The organism is Actinomycetospora chiangmaiensis DSM 45062 (genome assembly GCF_000379625.1).
Lineage (GTDB): Bacteria > Actinomycetota > Actinomycetes > Mycobacteriales > Pseudonocardiaceae > Actinomycetospora > Actinomycetospora chiangmaiensis.
On sequence record NZ_KB903218.1, the window covers coordinates 1 to 17,173 of the forward strand.

General features: G+C 67.5%; 15 protein-coding genes. 10 read left to right on the forward strand and 5 right to left on the reverse strand.

What is annotated here, in order from left to right; genetic code table 11:
• The 4 genes from A3CO_RS30040 to A3CO_RS36545 form a co-directional block, all read left to right on the forward strand.
• Positions 1 to 804: dTDP-glucose 4,6-dehydratase (locus tag A3CO_RS30040; RefSeq protein ID WP_018331075.1), on the forward strand; the 804-nt coding region annotated here is incomplete at its 5' end.
• Entirely contained in the window at positions 801 to 1,688 is an 888-nt protein-coding gene (gene rfbA, locus A3CO_RS0104690; RefSeq protein ID WP_026204288.1) for a glucose-1-phosphate thymidylyltransferase RfbA, read from the forward strand. The genes A3CO_RS30040 and rfbA, both read left to right, overlap by 4 nt.
• Before the next feature lie 744 nt (positions 1,689 to 2,432).
• Complete coding sequence (locus tag A3CO_RS36540) at positions 2,433 to 3,263, forward strand: glycosyltransferase family 2 protein (protein WP_157647037.1); 831 nt, start codon at positions 2,433 to 2,435, stop codon at positions 3,261 to 3,263.
• Positions 3,263 to 4,300: a glycosyltransferase gene (locus A3CO_RS36545; RefSeq protein ID WP_157647039.1), complete on the forward strand. Its 1,038-nt coding sequence runs from the start codon at positions 3,263 to 3,265 to the stop codon at positions 4,298 to 4,300. Before A3CO_RS36540 ends, A3CO_RS36545 begins: the two co-directional genes overlap by 1 nt.
• On the opposite strand, the gene A3CO_RS36550 is transcribed toward A3CO_RS36545, so the two are convergent.
• Complete coding sequence (locus A3CO_RS36550; protein WP_084681565.1) at positions 4,297 to 4,839, reverse strand: acyltransferase; 543 nt, start codon at positions 4,837 to 4,839, stop codon at positions 4,297 to 4,299. The genes A3CO_RS36545 and A3CO_RS36550 overlap by 4 nt on opposite strands.
• A 404-nt stretch (positions 4,840 to 5,243) precedes the next feature.
• Between A3CO_RS36550 and A3CO_RS40320 the strand changes: the two genes are divergently transcribed.
• On the forward strand, positions 5,244 to 6,368 hold the full coding sequence (locus A3CO_RS40320; RefSeq protein WP_084681566.1) for a cutinase family protein: 1,125 nt from the start codon (positions 5,244 to 5,246) through the stop codon (positions 6,366 to 6,368).
• Positions 6,369 to 6,594: 226 nt separating this feature from the next.
• Here the strand turns inward: A3CO_RS40320 and A3CO_RS0104700 are convergent, their stop codons facing one another.
• Both A3CO_RS0104700 and A3CO_RS0104710 read right to left on the reverse strand, forming a co-directional pair.
• Positions 6,595 to 9,567, reverse strand: a complete 2,973-nt coding sequence (locus A3CO_RS0104700) for a hypothetical protein (protein WP_157647041.1) — start codon at positions 9,565 to 9,567, stop codon at positions 6,595 to 6,597.
• Between the two features lie 209 nt (positions 9,568 to 9,776).
• Positions 9,777 to 10,370, reverse strand: coding sequence for a hypothetical protein (locus A3CO_RS0104710; RefSeq protein WP_018331079.1), 594 nt, complete (start codon positions 10,368 to 10,370; stop codon positions 9,777 to 9,779).
• A 228-nt stretch (positions 10,371 to 10,598) separates the two neighbouring features.
• Here A3CO_RS0104710 and A3CO_RS0104720 point away from each other — a divergent pair, with 228 nt between their 5' ends.
• The gene (locus A3CO_RS0104720) at positions 10,599 to 10,835 is read left to right on the forward strand and encodes a FitA-like ribbon-helix-helix domain-containing protein (protein WP_018331081.1); all 237 of its coding nucleotides are present in this window, start codon (positions 10,599 to 10,601) and stop codon (positions 10,833 to 10,835) included.
• Positions 10,832 to 11,239 carry a type II toxin-antitoxin system VapC family toxin gene (locus A3CO_RS0104725; protein WP_018331082.1) on the forward strand — a complete coding sequence of 136 codons (408 nt, stop codon included), beginning with the start codon at positions 10,832 to 10,834 and terminating at the stop codon, positions 11,237 to 11,239. The genes A3CO_RS0104720 and A3CO_RS0104725 overlap by 4 nt, the downstream gene beginning before the upstream one ends.
• Positions 11,240 to 11,323: 84 nt before the next feature.
• Here the strand turns inward: A3CO_RS0104725 and A3CO_RS0104730 are convergent, their stop codons facing one another.
• Positions 11,324 to 11,557, reverse strand: a complete 234-nt coding sequence (locus A3CO_RS0104730; protein WP_018331083.1) for a hypothetical protein — start codon at positions 11,555 to 11,557, stop codon at positions 11,324 to 11,326.
• A complete protein-coding gene (locus A3CO_RS0104735; RefSeq protein ID WP_026204291.1) occupies positions 11,545 to 11,868 on the reverse strand; it encodes a hypothetical protein in 324 nt (107 codons plus the stop codon). The genes A3CO_RS0104730 and A3CO_RS0104735 overlap by 13 nt, the downstream gene beginning before the upstream one ends.
• A 176-nt stretch (positions 11,869 to 12,044) precedes the next feature.
• On the opposite strand from A3CO_RS0104735, the gene A3CO_RS30045 reads away from it, so the two are divergent.
• From A3CO_RS30045 to A3CO_RS37845, 3 genes are read left to right on the forward strand one after another with little or no spacing between them, the layout of a single operon-like run.
• Entirely contained in the window at positions 12,045 to 13,352 is a 1,308-nt protein-coding gene (locus tag A3CO_RS30045; RefSeq protein WP_018331085.1) for a glycosyltransferase family 2 protein, read from the forward strand.
• Positions 13,349 to 14,197 carry a glycosyltransferase family 2 protein gene (locus A3CO_RS30050; protein WP_018331086.1) on the forward strand — a complete coding sequence of 283 codons (849 nt, stop codon included), beginning with the start codon at positions 13,349 to 13,351 and terminating at the stop codon, positions 14,195 to 14,197. Before A3CO_RS30045 ends, A3CO_RS30050 begins: the two co-directional genes overlap by 4 nt.
• Positions 14,194 to 17,172 (forward strand): hypothetical protein, encoded by a 2,979-nt coding sequence (locus tag A3CO_RS37845; protein WP_020508839.1) that lies wholly within the window; start codon positions 14,194 to 14,196, stop codon positions 17,170 to 17,172. The genes A3CO_RS30050 and A3CO_RS37845 overlap by 4 nt, the downstream gene beginning before the upstream one ends.
• The last annotated feature ends 1 nt before the right edge of the window (position 17,173 follow it).

A 17,173-nucleotide genomic window follows, 5' to 3' on the forward strand; every position in this document is an offset into this window, starting at 1 on the left:
GACGTGGTGGTCAACTTCGCCGCCGAGTCGCACAACTCGCTGGCGATCCTGCGCCCCGGCGACTTCTTCGCCACCAACGTCACCGGCACCCAGGGACTGCTCGAGGCCGTCCGCCGGGTCGGGGTCTCGCGGTTCCACCACATCTCGACCTGCGAGGTCTACGGCGACCTCTCCCTGGACGCCGACGAGGCGTTCACCGAGGACTCCCCCTACCTGCCGCGCACGCCGTACAACGCCGCGAAGGCCGGCGGGGACCACGTGGTGCGTGCCTACGGGCTGACCTACGACGTGCCCGTCACGATCACCAACTGCTCGAACAACTACGGGCCCTTCCAGTTCCCGGAGAAGGTGATCCCGCTGTTCACGACGCGGGCGCTGGCCGGAGAGCCGCTGCCGCTCTACGCCTCGACGAAGAACCGCCGGGAGTGGCTGCACGTCTCCGACCATGCGACCGCGATCGACCGGGTCATCCACCACGGGCGGGTCGGGGAGACCTACAACGTCGGGTCGGGCACCGAGGTCGACATCGAGGGGATCGCCGACACCGTGCTCGGCGCGCTGGGCCTGGGCCCGGAGCTCAAGACGATCGTCCCGGACCGTCCCAGCCACGACCGGCGCTACCTGCTCGACTCCACGAAGCTGCGCAGCGAGCTCGGGTGGGCGCCCGCGGTCGAGTGGAGCGACGGGATCGCCGACACCGTCGCCTGGTACCGCGCCAACGAGGCCTGGTGGCGCCCGCTGCTCGGGCGCTCGCCCGTGATCGAGGGCGCCGGCGCCGACTGGAGCGGCGGTGGTGTCCGATGAAGGGAATTGTGCTCGCCGGGGGAAGCGGTACCCGACTGCACCCGGTCACCCGGGCGGTCTCGAAGCAGCTCCTGCCGGTCTACGACAAACCGATGATCTACTACCCGATCTCGGTGCTCATGATCGCCGGGGTCCGGGACATCCTGATCATCTCCACCCCCGTCGACCTCCCGGCCTTCCGGCGCCTGCTCGGCGACGGCTCCGAGTGGGGGGTGACCTTCTCCTACGCCGAACAGGCCGAACCCAACGGCCTGGCCGAGGCCTTCCTCATCGGCGCCGACCACATCGGTCACGACACCGCCGCCCTCGTCCTGGGCGACAACATCTTCCACGGCCAGGGCTTCTCGACGATCCTGCAGCGGGCCGTCGCCCAGGTCGAGGCCGACAAGGGCGCCACCCTGTTCGGCTACCCCGTCGGCGACCCCGAGCGCTACGGCGTCGGCGAGGCCGACACCGACGGCCGGCTCGTCTCCATCGAGGAGAAGCCAGTGAAGCCCCGGAGCAACCGGGCCATCACCGGGCTCTACCTCTACGACAACGACGTCGTCTCCCTCGCCCGGACCCTCACCCCCTCCGCGCGCGGCGAGCTCGAGATCACCGACCTCAACCTCGCCTACATGCACCGCGGCGACGCCCGCCTGATCGACCTCGGCCGCGGCTTCGCCTGGCTCGACACCGGCACCCACGAATCGCTCATCGAGGCCGGCCAGTACATCTCCGTGCTCGAGCACCGCCAGGGCGTGCGCATCGCCTGCCTCGAGGAACTCGCCCTGCGCGAGGGCTGGATCACCCCCGAGGCCTGCCTCGAACTCGGCCGCGCCCAGGGCAAGTCCCGCTACGGCGAGTACGTCATGGACGTCGCCCGCCGCACCGAGGGTATCTGAGTTCATCGGGGACATGAGAGCCTATGCCGAGGCGTCAAACAGGCGGGGACGAAAGGCTGGTTCTCCGTTACGCACCCCGCAAATCTGTCGTCGGCGCGCTCGGGAGGCTCCTGTGCCGCCCCCGGATCATCGTCACTGACGGACGAATTCTACTGCATGCGCCGAGCTCGAGATTGAGGATGCTGACTCGTTCAGCAGTAGCTAAACAACCCGGCACCGACGAGTTGCACATTTCCACCAAGGCGCGCCAGGAACTGACCGTCGACAAAGATCCCGACTCTGGCGTTTTGGGCACTTACCGCTGGCAAGAGTCGAACGCTACGGAACCCTGCTTTTCGCACCCGCGGCAGTCTACGAATTTTGCAACCGACTAAACCGCAGGTCCGGAAAAGGGAACTGCCGTCGGTCGAGACGACGAGATGGGCGAAGGCTAGTAGGCGCCCACTATCGCTGCAAAAGTGACTATGCAATCATAGCTCCTCGTGCCAAGGAGACCTCCTTGAGAAGGTCTTCCGAGCGCATTCCGTGCGGTGCGGCAGGGACAGGTAGTGCATGCGGACAGTTTAGGCAGGCGCTAAGGCATCAGCCATTTGGACTAGTGCGGGATCGCCACTAGGCCGAACGTGTACAGATTGGTGACTCCTGTAGCACCACGCAGAGCTCCATCGATGATTCGTTTGACCGTCGCTTGCGGCAAGTTTCATTGGGGGGCAAATGTCGGAGACAGTACTCGACACAGAGGACATGCAGCTCGCGCTCGAAGGCTCGCTGCGAGGCTCCGCACGCCTTGAGTCGTCGGCCACTGATGGTCTCGACAGGAGTTCTCATTCCCACATTGCCTCGGCTTCCGTAATCATAGTGGACTATAAGTCAGCCGCCGCGGTGAGTGAGTTCCTGTTCCACATGTCGAATTCTGGACTCGAAGCCCTTGAGTTCGTTGTCTTCCGGAATTCTTGTCTTCCTGATGACCCGCCGCTCGAAGTCCCACCTGGGCTTCGTACGATCGAGCTCCGCTCGGAGAAAAATCTCGGCTTTGGCGCAGCGTTCAACCTCGCTGTCGAGCAAACAACTTCTGCTGTAATCTTAAGTTGCAACGCGGACACGAAGCCGACCCGACAAGTAGTAGATGCGATGCTTGATCGGGTATGCAAGAATCCGCGTCGTATCGCCGCACCTGTTCTCTTCAACGAACACGGGGAGGAGAGCGGTCGGCCGTTCTACTCACTTGGGCGGATGGTCGGAGCGCGGATTCCCGCCATTCGAAAGAAGGCTCTGAATGGCACGCCGGATTGGATTGTAGGGGCTTGCTTCGCGATCTCTCGGGATTTCTTTACCGACCTGGGCGGATTTCATAGGGCCTATAAGCTATACCTCGAGGACGTCGATCTATGCTGGCGCGCCTGGGAGTTGGGCGAAGGCGTCGAAGTGTTGACGTCTGAGCGGGTGTACCACAGGCACGGGCGAGCTTCGAGCAAAGTCCTAAGTCGGCCCTTTGCCTACCATGTCCGCAGTGGCATCATGTATTTCGTGTTGCATCCGCGCGCCATCGTCGGCTCTAATCCAAGTCGAGCGTGATGAAGTCTGTTGAGCTAGTGGTTCGCGTAGACGCGCAAACGAAAGATGGCGGAGATGTGCAACAGGCTTACCGATATCGAGATCTTCTTGAGGACCGCGGCTATCGGGTCGAAGTGTCGATCGGCACTCCAAAGCTCGAAAGTGGCATCTGCCATCTATTCAATGTCGATCGTCCGTCTGAACTCATTCGCTCCGTCAGAGCGTGCGCTGGACGCCCTTATGTGATCAGTCCGATTCACCATCTACGTAGGCATCTAGAGCAATTCCGTCTTAAGCGCGAGGGATTGCTCGGCCGCATCGAGAGACGCACCCCGACCTGGCTAAGCGACGCGGGCAAAGATTTGTTACGAGCGCGAAGGATGCCGGTCCAAGCGTTCGATTCTAACGTACGCAGCGTCTTAGAAGGCGCTAGTTCGGTGCAGGTACTGGCGCGAGGTGAAGCCAATTGGCTTAGCGAAGACTACGGCTACGACGGTCCGGTAAGCGTAATTCCCAATGGAATCGATTTGTATTCGGGACCGCGTGAGGGCAAAGATCTTTACGATATCGTAGTTGTCGGCAGAATTGAATTACGCAAGAATCAGTTGGCCGTGGCAAGAGCTCTACAGGACAGCGAGTATCGTGCTCTGTTTCTAGGCAGACCCAATACAGCTAACGCTGCGTACGTGACGCAGTTCGTAGATTTGGTAGGTAAAAGCAGCAACATGGAATGGATCCCTGGCGTTGCTTCGGAAGAAGTAGGCAAACTCCTACGAAAGTCTACAGTTTCGGTATCCGCCAGTTACTTTGAGGTGCTGTCGTTGGCAGATCTTGAAGCGGCTTCGGCAGGATGTCGAGTTGTCGCAAGTCAACACGGAAACACTGTTGAGTACCTCGGAGAAGGTGCGACGTACATTGATCCAACAGCCGTAGAGCAGACATTGGGCGAATCTATCCGGTTATCTTTGTCGAGACCGGCGCCGAACGTTAGCGGACTTCCGTCGTGGGAATCTGTCGGCAATATGTTGGCCGAAATTTATTCTGAGATGCTCAACTAGTCCATTTTTCCGAGCGGGCGGACCAGCTTAGCCGGTACGCCCGCGACCAAGCTGTTCGCCGGCACGTCGCGATTGACGACCGACCCAGCGGCCACGATAGAACCGGCTCCGACGGTCACACCAGGCAGAATTGTCGAATTAGCTCCGATCCAGACGCCTTCCTTAATTACGACGGGCTGAGGCGACAGTGGGCCCGACCTGCGCTTCGAATCTCCGCGCAAGTGGTTCCCGGTGACGATCACTGTTCGGTAGCCGACGGCTGCGTTGTTCTCAATAATGATAGGGCCTGCAGCATCAAAAAGCGATTCGCGACCAATTGTGCACGATTTACCTATCGCAATTCTTTTGCTGCTCAGGAATACCCGGGGTGCCAAACTGCAACTTTCCACTTGCATCCCGTAGAAGCGGAGCAGGACTGGGCGTAAGGGCCGAGGTACGATTGTGCTTCCAATCAGCTTGTTCACAATCGCGTGATGAAATACCTCTCCAAGCCAGTCGCCCAGTCGATTGGCTACCTGATACTGGCGTAACTTCTTCATGAGCTAGCACTCCTTGCGTGAGAAGGTCGACCTGCGCTCCGCTTAACTAGTAGTCTAGTCGTAGTTCAGCTAGCGCATAGAAGGAGGGTGCTCCAACCCGGTCAGGTTCACGAGTTGTCGTGCGACAGATACTTCTGCGGCAGTCCGGCCACTGTACAGAGGCTGAAGGTTCTCACCTGGAGCTGGCTGCGACCTTCTTCCAAACAAATCTTGCAAAAATTCTCGGCAGCTTGGCTGGGTTCGATATACTCCTGTTGTCTGAGGATTATGACTGCAAGGTGGATGCGTAGCATTGTGTCTATGCCGTCGTGCAATTCAGGCAGCATAGGGCAATAGATTCTTTTTGGCGTGCTGCTCTATTGGGTCAGAAAGACTTGTCGGGCATGTGAGAAAGCGCGGTTCTGATGAAGTCGTTTCGTTTTATCGTGATCGGCTTAGTCGTCCTGATTGTAGCAGCTGGCGTTCAGGTCGGATACTTCCTGTACTGGTCGGCTCAGTACCGCTGTAACGACGTAGAATTCATTGGGCTGCGGGGGAGCGGGGAGGCAGCGGCATCCCCGGGTTCCGTGGGCTCTGATTCTCTTGGATCTACGCGAACCGTCTTCTCGACTTTGGCTGCGAGTCTGTCCGGGAACATACACTCGTTCGGTCTGGATTACCCTGCAGTTGCTATCGACTCCGCGCCTGAAAGTCTTGCGACCCAATGGCGCGTTGCCGGTCTTGCGGAATATCGCGCTTCAGTGGCAGTGGGTGAGGAAATGCTTCGACACCGTCTCGCAGTTCGTCGTGATTGGTGTGGTTCAAGGACTCGATTTGTTCTTGCCGGCTTCTCGCAGGGCGCACAAGTGATTGGTGATGTGCTAGCTTCTGACGGGCTGTTAGGTGGAGCGATAGTTGGAGTTGTGCTTCTCGGCGACCCAGAATACGGTGGCGGTGGCTACCTCTCCAACATTGACGCCGACCCGGGACGATCAGGTATTTTCGGCAACCGCGCTTTCCCTCAAGAAGTCGCGGACCATGTCGCGTCATTTTGTCGCCCGCACGACCCTATTTGTTCGATCGGCGATGTGGAGAATTCCTACGAGTTCACTGATCGACAATGGGTGACTCGCGGGCTCGCCCCTCATCTCGAGTACGGGACATCGGGCCTAAGCGCTCTTGCGGGCTGGACACTGAAGGCGTGGATCTCACGAGAGGCTCCACCGAAATCCTTAATTAGGTATGTCAAGGTACAAGCCATGTGTCCTGTGCCGGGTCCGCCCTTATCTGCGCCTAAAGTGACTGACTTAGGTGTTGCGAGTGGCGCGGCTCGTGTTTATTGGGAAAGTGTCCCAGGAGCTGATTGGTATGGCGTCTACCGTGTGTCCGGAAAGCTGATCGAACGTTTTCGTCCGGCTGTGTCGGAGCGGGAGGTTTCTTGGGCAGTCGCAGGCTTGCTGCACGGCAGACCTTACTCTTTCTTAGTGACAGCAGGAAAATGCAGCGAGGAAAGCGTCGGCTCGAGGTCGAAGATTGCGACTGTTCCCTAAATGGCCTCGTCGACGAGTCGCAGTGAATGAGTCGGAAATGTGGCGCAGCCGTGCCAGTACCTGCGCCACTGGGCTTCCAGAGGATGACATTCCGCCTCTCCGCCTCCGGTCACCGTTCGCTGCCGTTCCTCGGCTCATCCGCGGCCAGATTCCGATCCCTGACCCTCTCGTTCGTCAGCGACGGTGCGGAGGTGGTGGACACGGTCCGCGTGACGTCTTGTCGTGCTCACCGATGGTGTGGACGATCGCGTCGACGACCGTCCGCCGCCGTCCCTCGTCCCGCCGTTCGTACCCACTGAGATAGCCCCCGAGGCCGGCGTGGAGGCCGGCCTCCTGGATACGCGTGTACAGAGCGGCCGCTCGCTTCGCCTCGGCGGGCACGAGGCGGTCCCGGGGGGGGTGGGCCCAGCTCGGCCACCTGGATACGGAGCCAGCGGTCGAGCACCTCGATCTCTTCCGACCGGAGCCCGTGGCGTGGGAACTGGCCGAGAACGAAACGCATGTCGGTGTAGGAGACGGCGTGCCGATCCCGGTGACGATCATCGTCGAGCAGGGCGAACGCTGCCCGGTATATCAGGGTCAGCTGCGGGAGGCTGTACCAGTACATCTCGCGGGGCCGTTCCGTGACCAGAAGCGTCCGGAGGGACCACTTCTCCGCCATGTTCGCCAGCTGCTCACGATCTCGCCGACGGAGCCCCTTCTCCTCGCGACGAGCTGCTGACCACCATCGAGTCCGGCTCGAGGCGCTCCCGGTGGACACGAGGTCCGGGAAGTTCCCGGGGTACGCCGTCGTCAGGTCGACCAGGCCCTTGCTCGCCTTCGTATGGCGAAAGCCGGCGTCGATGCCTCGATGTTCCTGGATGATGCGCTCGTCGCCGGGAAGAGGGTCGATGCGGTCCCACAACGCGCAGAAGGCGCGCGTCAATACGGCCTCGTAGGCAGCCCACACGCTGGTGCGCTGGCGGTCGCGCTCGTCGAGCTGATGGGTCAGCGACGTCGAGTGCAGGAAGGCACGAACCCGGCGGTCGGCCGTAGGCTTGGTCAGTGCGTCCCGGAGGTGCTGACGGAGCTCGTCGGACGGCTCCTTGCACCGGTCGAGGTCCAGCCACACGCCACCGATGACGTCGCGTAGGGCGGCCGGGACGTTCTCTCGGATGGACTGCCGGGTCGTCTCGTCGGTGGCGTCGAGGATGAGTGCCAGCAACCCGTCCGTGGGGTGCTGCTCCGCCCCGGCCTCGATGAGTGTGCGGACCCGGTTGAGGCGGTCCGTCGTCGTGAGCCGGAGGTACTGCCACAGTTCCCGGTAGACGTCGCGAAACGCGCGGGAGCCGAGCCTTCCCACGTTGGCGAAGCGCACGATCGTCCGGACGCCCACCAGGCCGAGCGCGAGGGCAGCGGCAGCGATCGGCGTCCAGAACCACCACGGGGTGCTGTGCTCGGGGATCTTCGCGTCGAACAGCGCGTCCAGCACGGTCACTCCGCCGATGCCGGCCAGCGCGACCGCGAGCGCGACTCCGATCCGCTGTATGGAGTCGACCTCGCGCACGCGTCGTTCGTCGAAAGCGTGCCCGATGGCGCCGAGGAGATCGCGATAGTTGGGTGCCACCCGCGACGCGCGCCCGACCATGTCGTCCGCGCGGCGGAGGACCACCCCGAAATGCCCGGTGCCGGTGAAGGAGTCACCGACCGGTATACGCCCCGGGCAGGGCGATTCGAACAGCGCCTCGGCGTATCGCTGGTCGATGGTCTCGCGCAGTCGGCCAAGCTCGGCTGCCCGTTCGGCAGCCAGGGTGGCGATGCGGTCGACGTCGGCGACACCCTGCAGCAGGGTCTGGTGGACCATCTCTATCGACCGGTGCACCGCCGCGAGATCACGCCCCCGCGACGCCACGAGGTGATTGGCGAGCCCGTCCCAGATGCGAGCCGCGCGGTCGGCGGCGTTCTCGTATCCGGCGAGATGGGTGTCCCAGACGTCGAGGTCGGTCTCGATGTTCCACAGGCTCGCCGCGGCGAACGCCTCCAGGTCGGTCAGCACCGTGATGATGCGCCGGGCGTCGTCCTCGTGCTCGGCCCACCGTTCGAGATCCGAATTTCGCGGGCTCGATGGGCTCGGCGTCCGGGGTGCCGGAACACGATGCAGCCGCAGCCGACGCGTGCTCGTCGGGAGCAGGAGGTACGTGGGGGAGTCCTCGTGACGCGGCACGTTCGGCACGAAGCGACGAAGCGCGAGAGTGTCGCGGTCGATCACGGACATCGCGGCCAGGCGAGCCGGGCTCGTCGCTCCCCCCAGCAGGAGCTCGGCCAGTTCCGGCTCCTTCAGCTCGCCGTCCCGAGCAAGGAGCTCGGCCGGAGTGCACTCCTCGAGGGCGGGCACGACGGTCCAGAAGGTGGGAGCGCGATAAGGCCGACCGAAGACACGGAGATTCGCCGTCGTGAAGTATTCGTCGACCAGTGCGGCGGCACGGTCGCGCGCCGATACGAACTCCGTCCGCAGCGACCTCCAGTCGAGATCGGACACCACGTCCGCCTCGGTGATCTGCAACTCCGGTGGACGATGGTGTTCGCTCCACGGCTTCGCGCTCCACAGCGTGAAGCTCACATGGCTGATGGACTGCGGTCCGACCTCGCCGAGTCGGAAGTCCAAGGTGATCAGGAAGTCGGAGCGGGGGACATCGGTCGCGGTCCACGTCGTGACGGCGACGAAGCGTTCCCGGTCGAGCAACACCCGGTGGCGCAGGGGCCGCAGAGTGTCCTGGGAGAAACCCGTCGGGTGCACGATGGCCTCGATCGCCCGCTCCCGCAGATCGGCAATCACGCCGTCGACGGCGTCGAACGCGTCGGTCGGCCACGACGACGGGTCGGTGTCTTCCGTCATCGGAGGTTGGTCCGGCGCACCGGGCATGCTCGCCAGCAGCACCTGGTTCGGGCGGGCCCGCTCCATCTTGGCGTGGCGTGCCTCCTCGGGGATGCAACCGAACCATGCTCGACCCGGCAGTTGGTCGTCGAGCAGGCGGCGCAACAGCTGCCGCTGACTGTTGCAGGAGCGCTCGTTGGACGGCCACCGCCGGTGCGCGGTCGAGATCATGATCAGACGGCTGACCGGCACCCTGGCGGCGGTCTCGCCGTAGCTCCCCGAGCGTTCCGCGCGCTCCGACCGTCCAGACGCTGGTGCACTCGATCGTTCCGGTGCATCGGCCACGCTGCCCCCCTCGGCGTCAGAAGGGCGAAGATTTGATTTTGCACAACGAAATGCTGCCCGCCGTGCGGGTGAACGTGATCGGCGTTCGTGATCGGAGGGGTGTGGGCGCGGCGCGGTGCGACCAGATCCGCCGAGGTCTTCAAGCGTCCACCTGATCCGCCGGTCCGCACTGGGCGGGGCCCCAGCTCTCAGCGCCGTCACCGCCGCCGCTACGGCGGATAGCGGGCGATCGCCGTGGCAGCGGCCCCGACGAGGTCGATCGTCGAGGTCATCATCCGCCAACCGGTGACGTCGTTGGCGAACTGGGAGCCCCGGAAGAGCCGCTCGCACATGATCGCCGCTCCGCCGTCGGACTCGACTTCGGAGGGCGCACCGGCGCCGGCCGTGGTGCGCCACCGCGAGACGAACCGATAGAGCTCCAGGCTCGGACGGAGACGGGCCCGGGCCGCGGAGAAAATGCTGAGCGTCCAGTCGTCGTCCTCGCCCCGGGCGTTGATGCCGACGCGCGCCGCTCCGGTGGCGTAGAGGAAGGCGCCCTCGAGGTACTCGCTCTCGAGGAACTCATCGCCCTGGCCGGTGCGCGCCTCTCCGAAGTTCCGGAGGGTGGCGAGGGCGTCTCCACGGGTCATGGAGGCGATCAGGGGCGTGCTCGGCCGGGCTGGCTGGGATGTTCCCGGAGTCGGCGCGTCGGGACGGACACCGAGGTCCTTCGCGGTCTTCTCGAGCATCATTTGGCTGGCCGCCAGCACGGCCTGCGTCTGCTCCAGCCCCGCGGCGGCCTGCTGCCCCTCGTATAGAAGCACGCCCCGGAGAGGGCTCTCAAGGTGGGCGCCGCAGGGATGCCGCTCGGGGGCACCGACACTGCGCTGGTCGTGCTCGGCTTCCTGGCGGTCCTCGTGCGGGTCCGGGCGCGTTGGGTCCGGGCCGACGCCCGGTAACCGAACGACGGCTCGTCCGGTCGGCGGCGACCGGTGGTTCGGAGTCGGGGCGGGCGGGAGCCGATATGCAGCTCGCGCATGCATAATGCAAGCATGGCGACGTCGATCACGGTACGAGACGTTCCGGACGAGGTCCGGGACGAGTTGGCGGCCCGCGCGGCTCGTGCGGGACGGTCCCTGCAGGAGCACCTCAGGCGGGAGCTCATCGAGATGGCGCGCCGGCCGAGCGGTGAGGCGTTGCTGGAGCGCGTCCGCGCGCGGGTCGAGACCACGGGGACCCGTCTGGACGTGGAGACGATCCTGAACCACCGCGACGCGGACCGGCGGTGACGCTCGTCGTCGACGCGTCGGTTGTCGTGGCCGCGCTGATCGACGACGGCGAGGTCGGCCGATGGGCCCGTCCCATCCTCGCCCGTCGGGACATCAGCGCTCCGCACGTCATGGCGTTCGAGGTCGCCAACATCCTGCGGCGCGCTGCCCTCCGTGGCGACGTCTCCGACGATGTGGTGCGACTGGCGCACGCGGACCTGCTCGACACGGCGATCGAGTACGTGAGCTATGAGGTCGTAGCGCCCCGCGCCTGGGAACTGCGCGGCTCGGTGACGCTGTACGACGCTGTCTACGTCGCCCTTGCCGAGGCGTCGGACACCTCGCTCCTCACGCTGGACCTTCGTGTGGTCCGAGCACCCGGTCCCCGGTGTTCATTCCTCACTCCCTGGGATCCGCTGTCTTGAGTAGCCGGACGCAGCTGTAGGGCGTCGCTGGTGAGACTTCTGAGTTGTCGAGACAGAACCTTCGGACAGCGGTTCGTGAGGGCCTCACCGACCTCGGAGTGAGTCGGCCGCCCGACGAGGTCGGGCCGCGTCGCGCACGGTGTCGTCCGGCGCCCGTCGGGGGAGCGGGATGCGCCGCTCCGACCGCCACGCGGCGACGGTCTGCTCGTCGACGGTCCCGTGCCGGGCCATCGCCACCCACGGCGCGGCTACCCACCCGACCGCGCCCGCGGCGGCCGCTCCGGCGGCGGCCCACAGGCCCGCCTTCACGACACCCACGGCCGGTCCGGGACGAGGGGCACCTGAGGGCACTGCGCCAGGTGGGCCTCCGGGCAGGGCGGGGTGAGGTCGGCGCCGCAGCCGGGGCAGATCACGACGACCGGACCCGTCGTCGGGAAGGCCTCCGCATCCTCGGGTGGGCGGCGCTGCTCCGGCAGCGGCGGCAGGTCGTTCGTGGCGCGGGCGGCCGCGTCGAGGCGATCCCGCGTGGAGGAGCGGTTGAGCCGCACGGTCCCGGCGAGCACGAAGGCGAGGAGTGCCGCGACCGCCAGCCACCCCACTGCGATGAGCACCCACATCCACGGAGCCATGTCGTTCCCCCCGAGCCCCCAAATCTGCGCGTACGACGCTAGTCCGCCGACTCCCCCCGGTCTCTCCCGCAGACGGCGTATCGGGCCGACGCCCCGTGGAGGATGAGGTCACCGCGACGGCTGATGAGGATGGTCATCCGGAGACGGCGTCGGGCGGAGAGCGAGGGTGTCCGTCCATGGTCGGTGAGCTGCGGGTGTCGGCGGTCGTGTGTGCCTACACCGAGGACCGGTGGACCGACGTCGTCGCGTCCGTCGCCTCGCTCGAGGCAGGGACGCGGCAGCCCGACGAGGTCGTCCTCGTCATCGACCACAACCCCGCTCTCGCTCATCGGGCCACCGAGCAGTGGGGCGGGTCGGGGCTGGTTCGCGTCCTTCCCAACGAGCATGCGCAGGGACTGTCCGGCGCTCGGAACACCGGCCTGCAGCACGTGACCGGCGACGTCGTCGCCTTCCTCGACGACGACGCGGCCGCCCGGCCCGACTGGCTCGAGCGCCTCGTCGTGCCCTTCGCGGACCCGGCCGTCGTCGCCGTCGGCGGCGGCGCCTCCCCGCGGTGGCCGGCGGAGGCACCCGCGTGCCTGCCGCGGGAGCTGCTCTGGATCGTCGGCTGCAGCTTCACCCCAGACCTTCCCGACGACGGGTCGGGGCCGGTCACCGAGGTCCGCAACGTCATGGGGTGCTCCATGGCCCTGCGCCGGGAGCCGGTCCTGGCGGTCGGCGGGTTCGCCGAGTCCATGGGCCGGCGCGGCACGCTGCCCCTCGGGTGCGAGGAGACCGACCTCTGCATCCGGCTCCGGCAGGCCGACCCCGGGGCCCGGGTGCTCCTGGTCCCCGACGCGGTGGTCGACCACCGTGTCTCCGTCAACCGCACCCGGTGGTCCTACCTGGTGCGGCGGTGCCGGAGCGAGGGCCGGTCGAAGGCCGTGCTGTCGCGGCGGGTGGGGAGCGAGGACGGACTGTCGGCCGAGCGCTCGTACGTCGCGTCGGCGATCCCGCGGGCGGTCGTGCGCGAGCTCGCGTCCGCGGTCCGGGGCGGTGCGCGGCGCCGGGCCCTCGGCGCGGCCGTCGCCCTGGTGCTCGCCGTGCTCGTCACCGCGGCCGGCTACCTGGTCGGCCTCGCGCGGACCCTGGCCGCGGCCTCCTGGACGGCGGACGTCGGGGTCCGGCGCGCCACGGCTCTCGTCCTGCTGCTCGCCGGCGTCGCCGCGTGCCTGGCCGCGCTCGTCGGCGCCCAGGGAGGCGGGCGACTCGCCGTCACGGCCCTGTTCCTGGTGCTCGGACCGGGCTGGGCGGTGGCCGGCTTCCTCCGCCGACCGTCGGTGTCGCTGGCGTGGACCGTCGCGCTCGGCGTCGGGATGGCCGTCGGCGTCCTGGGCGGCGAGTCGATGCTGCTGTTCGGCGACGTCCACCCCGTCGGCGCGCTGTACCTGGTCGCGCTCGTCTGCGCCCCCCTGCTCCTGCGGCACACGATCGCCGTCCGATGAGCACCCCGCGCGTCTCGGTCTGCATCCCCGTCTACCAGGGCGAGGACACCCTCGCCGTCACCATGGGCAGCGTTCTCGCGCAGACCTTCACCGACTTCGAGCTCGTCGTCCTCGACAACGGCTGCACCGACCGCTCCGGCGAGATCGCCCGCTCCTTCGACGACCCACGCGTCCGCGTCGAGCGCAACGAGGAGACGCTGCCGGTCAACGCCAACTGGAACCGGGTCGTCGCGCTGAGCCGGGCACCCTTGATCAAGTTCCTGTGCGCCGACGACCTCATCCACCCGCAGTGCCTCGAGATCCAGGTCCCGCTGCTCGACGCCGACGCCTCGCTCTCCCTGGTCGCCCACCGCCAGCACCTCGTCGACGCCCACGGTCGGATGATCGCGCCCGGGCGCGCCCTGCGCGGGCTCCTCGGGAAGCGTTCCCGACGACAGGTGCTGCGCCGGGTGGTGCGCAGCGGCGCCAACCCCATCGGCTCGAGCTCCGGGCTGCTCTTCCGGCGGGCCGCCTTCGAGGCCACCGAGGGGTTCCGACGCGACCCCACCTTCGTCACCGACCTCGACCTGTTCCTCCAGCTCCTCGAGTACGGCCCGATGCTCGGCATGCCGGAGAGCCTCGCCGCGTTCCGCGTCAGCCCCGGCACCATCACCGCCGACGCCGGCCGCCGCATCTACGTCGCGCAGCGCGCCTACACCCAGGAGGTGGCGGCCCGGTCCGGCGTCCGGCGCGTGGACCGGGTGGTCGCCTCGCTCGCGGCGCCGGGCGCACGCCGCCGCCGGGAGGCGGCCTACTTCGTGGGGCGTCTCGGCCATCGGAGGACACCCACGGGAGCGGCGACGTGACGGCCCGGTACCGACCGCTCGAGGTCCGCACCCCGTCTCCCCGGCGCCCACCGGCGGTCGAGTCGCTGGACGCGCCGACGATCCGGGTGGCCCACGTGGCGTCGCTGAACGCCCCGACGCTCGCGATGCGGCCGGTCGCGGCGCCGGCCCTGGACGCGCCGACCACGGCCGTCCCGCCGGTCCCGGCCCTCGATGCACCGACCACGGCCATCCCGCTCGTGCCGACTGCCGCGTTGGACGCCCCGACCGTCGCGGTCCGTCCCGTCCTCCCGGCCCGGGTGACATTGACCCGCCGAGCTCCGACGGCCCCGCAGGTCACCGTCGTTCCTGAGGCGGAGCAGGGCGAGGAGGTCGTCGCGATCGCGGTGCCGGCCGCGGCCACGGAGGTGGCCGAGGCCCCGGAGGTCGTGGACGACCCGGGCGCCGCGGAGGTCCTGGAGGCAACCGAGGCGCCGGCAAAGCCGGACGTCGCGGAGGAGCCGGACGTTGCGGAGCCGGACGTCGCGGTGGAGCCGGACGTGGCGGTGGAGCCGGAGGTCGTGGAAGCCCCGGCTGCCTCGGCGGCTGTTGAGGGCGAGGAGGTCGAGGACACCCCGGAGGCCAAGGACGCGTCGGACGTGGCGGACGTCCCGGAGGCGTCGGAGGTTGCGCCGGCTCCTGACGAGTCGGAGGTCGTGGAGGTTGCGGCTACCTCGGAAGTCGCAGAGGCCCCGGAGGTTGTCGAGGCCGAGGACGCGTCGGTCGTGGCGGAGGCTTCGGAGGTTGCGGAGGCTCTCGACGAGACGGAGGTCGCGGCGGCTCCCCGCGAGTCGGAGGTCGTCGAGGCTCAGAAGACGCCGGAGGTCGAGAAGGGCGAGGAGATCGACGCGGTTGCGGCGACTACTGCGGGCGCGGAGGTGACCGAGGCTCCGGACGTCGCGGACGCTCCAGAGGCCGAGGACATTTCGGAGGCCAAGAAGGCCCCGGAAGCGGCGGACGTCCTGGACGCCCCTGAGGCGCCGGAAGTCGACGAGGCGCCGGAGGTCGGGGAGGACGAGGAGGTCGTCGCGGTCGCGGTCGCGGCAAGGGCGCCGGGGGCGGAGGTGGCCGAGGCTCCGGCGGTCGTGGACGCCCCCGAGGTCGAGGACATCCCGGAGGCCGCCGAGCCGGAGCCTGCCGTCGAACCGCGCCCCTCGCGGTCCGACGGCGGTCGCATCCGGACGCGTCTCGCCGGGTGGGGGAGGGCGGGCGCCTCGCCCGCGCTCGCCGTCGCCGCTCTGGCCTGTCTCCCGCTCGCCGCCGCGACCACCGACACCTCGCGGATGACGGGGCTCGGTCTGGCCGGGGTGCTCTCCGATTGGGCCTGGGCGGCGATCGTCCTCGCGGGCCTCGCCTGCGCCGTCGAGCTCCTCACCGCGGCACGGACGGTCGTCCTGTCCGCCACCACCGGCGTGCTGATCCTGGTCACGACCGGCATGCCGTCGGTCGTCGAGTCCGGCGCGCGGGTCCCGACCGCCTGGCTGCACGCGGGCTTCGTCGACGAACTCCTCACGCACGGCCGCATCCCCGTCGGCGTCGACTCCCGCTTCGGGTGGGCCGGGTTCTTCTCCCAGTGGTCCTGGATCCTCGGCGCGAGCGGCGGCGGCACGCTCGACACCGTCCTGCGGTGGGCGCCCCCCGTGATCGTCGCGATGTGGACGGTCGGGGTCGTCGCGATCGCCCGGCCGCTCCTCGGGTCCGGCCGGCTGCCGTGGGTCGCGGCCTGGCTGTTCTGCGGGACGAACTGGATCGAGCAGGACTACTTCTCCCCGCAGGCCACCGCCATCGTGCTCGTGCTGGCCGTCCTCGCCGTCGTGCTCGGCCCGCTCGCCACCCGGCGGGACGCAGGCTGGCCCGTTCCCGACGCCGGGTCGCCCCGCAGCGGCCTCCTGCGGCGGGGTCTCGTCGCCGCGATGAGCCCGGTGCGACGCCCGGCCCTCCCGCCGTCGCAGGTGCTCCTGACCTGGTTCGTCCTGGTCCTCTGCGTGCTCGCGGTCTGCGTCGACCACCAGCTCACCCCGTTCGCCCTGGGCGCCCAGCTGTTCGTGCTCGCCGTCGCCGGCCGCTTCTGGGGCCGCCGCGTGCTGTGGCTGCTGGTGGCGGCCGAGCTCACGTGGGTCCTGGTGGGCGCGCACGATGTTTTCGTCTCGCAGCTGCAGCTCATCACCGGCGACGTCGGCAACGTCAGCAGCTCGGTCGGGTCGGCACTGATCGGGCGCCTCGTCGGCGATCCCGGGCAGCTCCTCGTCAAGCTCGGCCGGGTCCTCGTCGCCCTCGCCACGTACCTCCTCGCGCTCGTCGGGGCGTGGATCCGCTTCCGCCGCCACCGCGAGGTCGTCGTCCTCGCCATGGCGTTCGTCCCGGCCCTGCTGGTGCTCGCCCAGAGCTACGGCGGCGAGGTCGGGCTGCGCATCGTGCTCTACGCGCTGCCGCTGCTCGCCGTGCTCGGCGCGACGGCGCTCGGCGCCTTCACGCGCCGGTGGCGGTCCGCCGCCGTCGTCGTCGGGACCCTCGGCCTGGTCGCCCTGCTGGCGCTGCTCGTCACCCTGCGCGGGGGCAACGACTCCTACCTGACCGTGTCCCCGGACGAGGTCGCCACGACCCGGGCGGTCCTGGCGGCCGCCCCGCCGGGGACGAAGGTCCTGCCGCTCGCGAACCAGGGCCCGATCGACGTCTCGCACGTCCTGGACGTGGAGCAGACGAACTCGGCCGCCGGGTGCGACGAGCTCGACCTCGACCTCCTGCGTTGCGCCGACGAGGAGCAGCCCTACGAGATCCTCGTGCTCCCGACGATGGACGCGGAGGGTGTCGCGCTCCAGAACCGGACCCCGGGATGGACCCACACCGCGATCCTCAGCCTGACCGGCAGCGGAACCTACCGGGTGGTGTGGGAGATCGACGGGTCCCACGGCCCCGGCGACACGACGGCCCTGCTGCGGAGGGTGGAACACCGGTGAT

Bases quoted from the DNA above. Each gene is read 5' to 3' on its own strand.
- A3CO_RS40320 (WP_084681566.1), top strand. From the start codon at position 5,244: ATGAAGTCGTTTCGTTTTATCGTGATCGGCTTAGTCGTCCTGATTGTA.
- A3CO_RS36540 (WP_157647037.1), top strand. From the start codon at position 2,433: ATGCAGCTCGCGCTCGAAGGCTCGCTGCGAGGCTCCGCACGCCTTGAG.
- A3CO_RS30050 (WP_018331086.1), top strand. From the start codon at position 13,349: ATGAGCACCCCGCGCGTCTCGGTCTGCATCCCCGTCTACCAGGGCGAG.
- A3CO_RS30045 (WP_018331085.1), top strand. From the start codon at position 12,045: ATGGTCGGTGAGCTGCGGGTGTCGGCGGTCGTGTGTGCCTACACCGAG.
- rfbA (WP_026204288.1), top strand. From the start codon at position 801: ATGAAGGGAATTGTGCTCGCCGGGGGAAGCGGTACCCGACTGCACCCG.
- A3CO_RS0104735 (WP_026204291.1), bottom strand. From the start codon at position 11,868: ATGGCTCCGTGGATGTGGGTGCTCATCGCAGTGGGGTGGCTGGCGGTC.
- A3CO_RS0104720 (WP_018331081.1), top strand. From the start codon at position 10,599: ATGGCGACGTCGATCACGGTACGAGACGTTCCGGACGAGGTCCGGGAC.
- A3CO_RS36545 (WP_157647039.1), top strand. From the start codon at position 3,263: ATGAAGTCTGTTGAGCTAGTGGTTCGCGTAGACGCGCAAACGAAAGAT.
- A3CO_RS36550 (WP_084681565.1), bottom strand. From the start codon at position 4,839: ATGAAGAAGTTACGCCAGTATCAGGTAGCCAATCGACTGGGCGACTGG.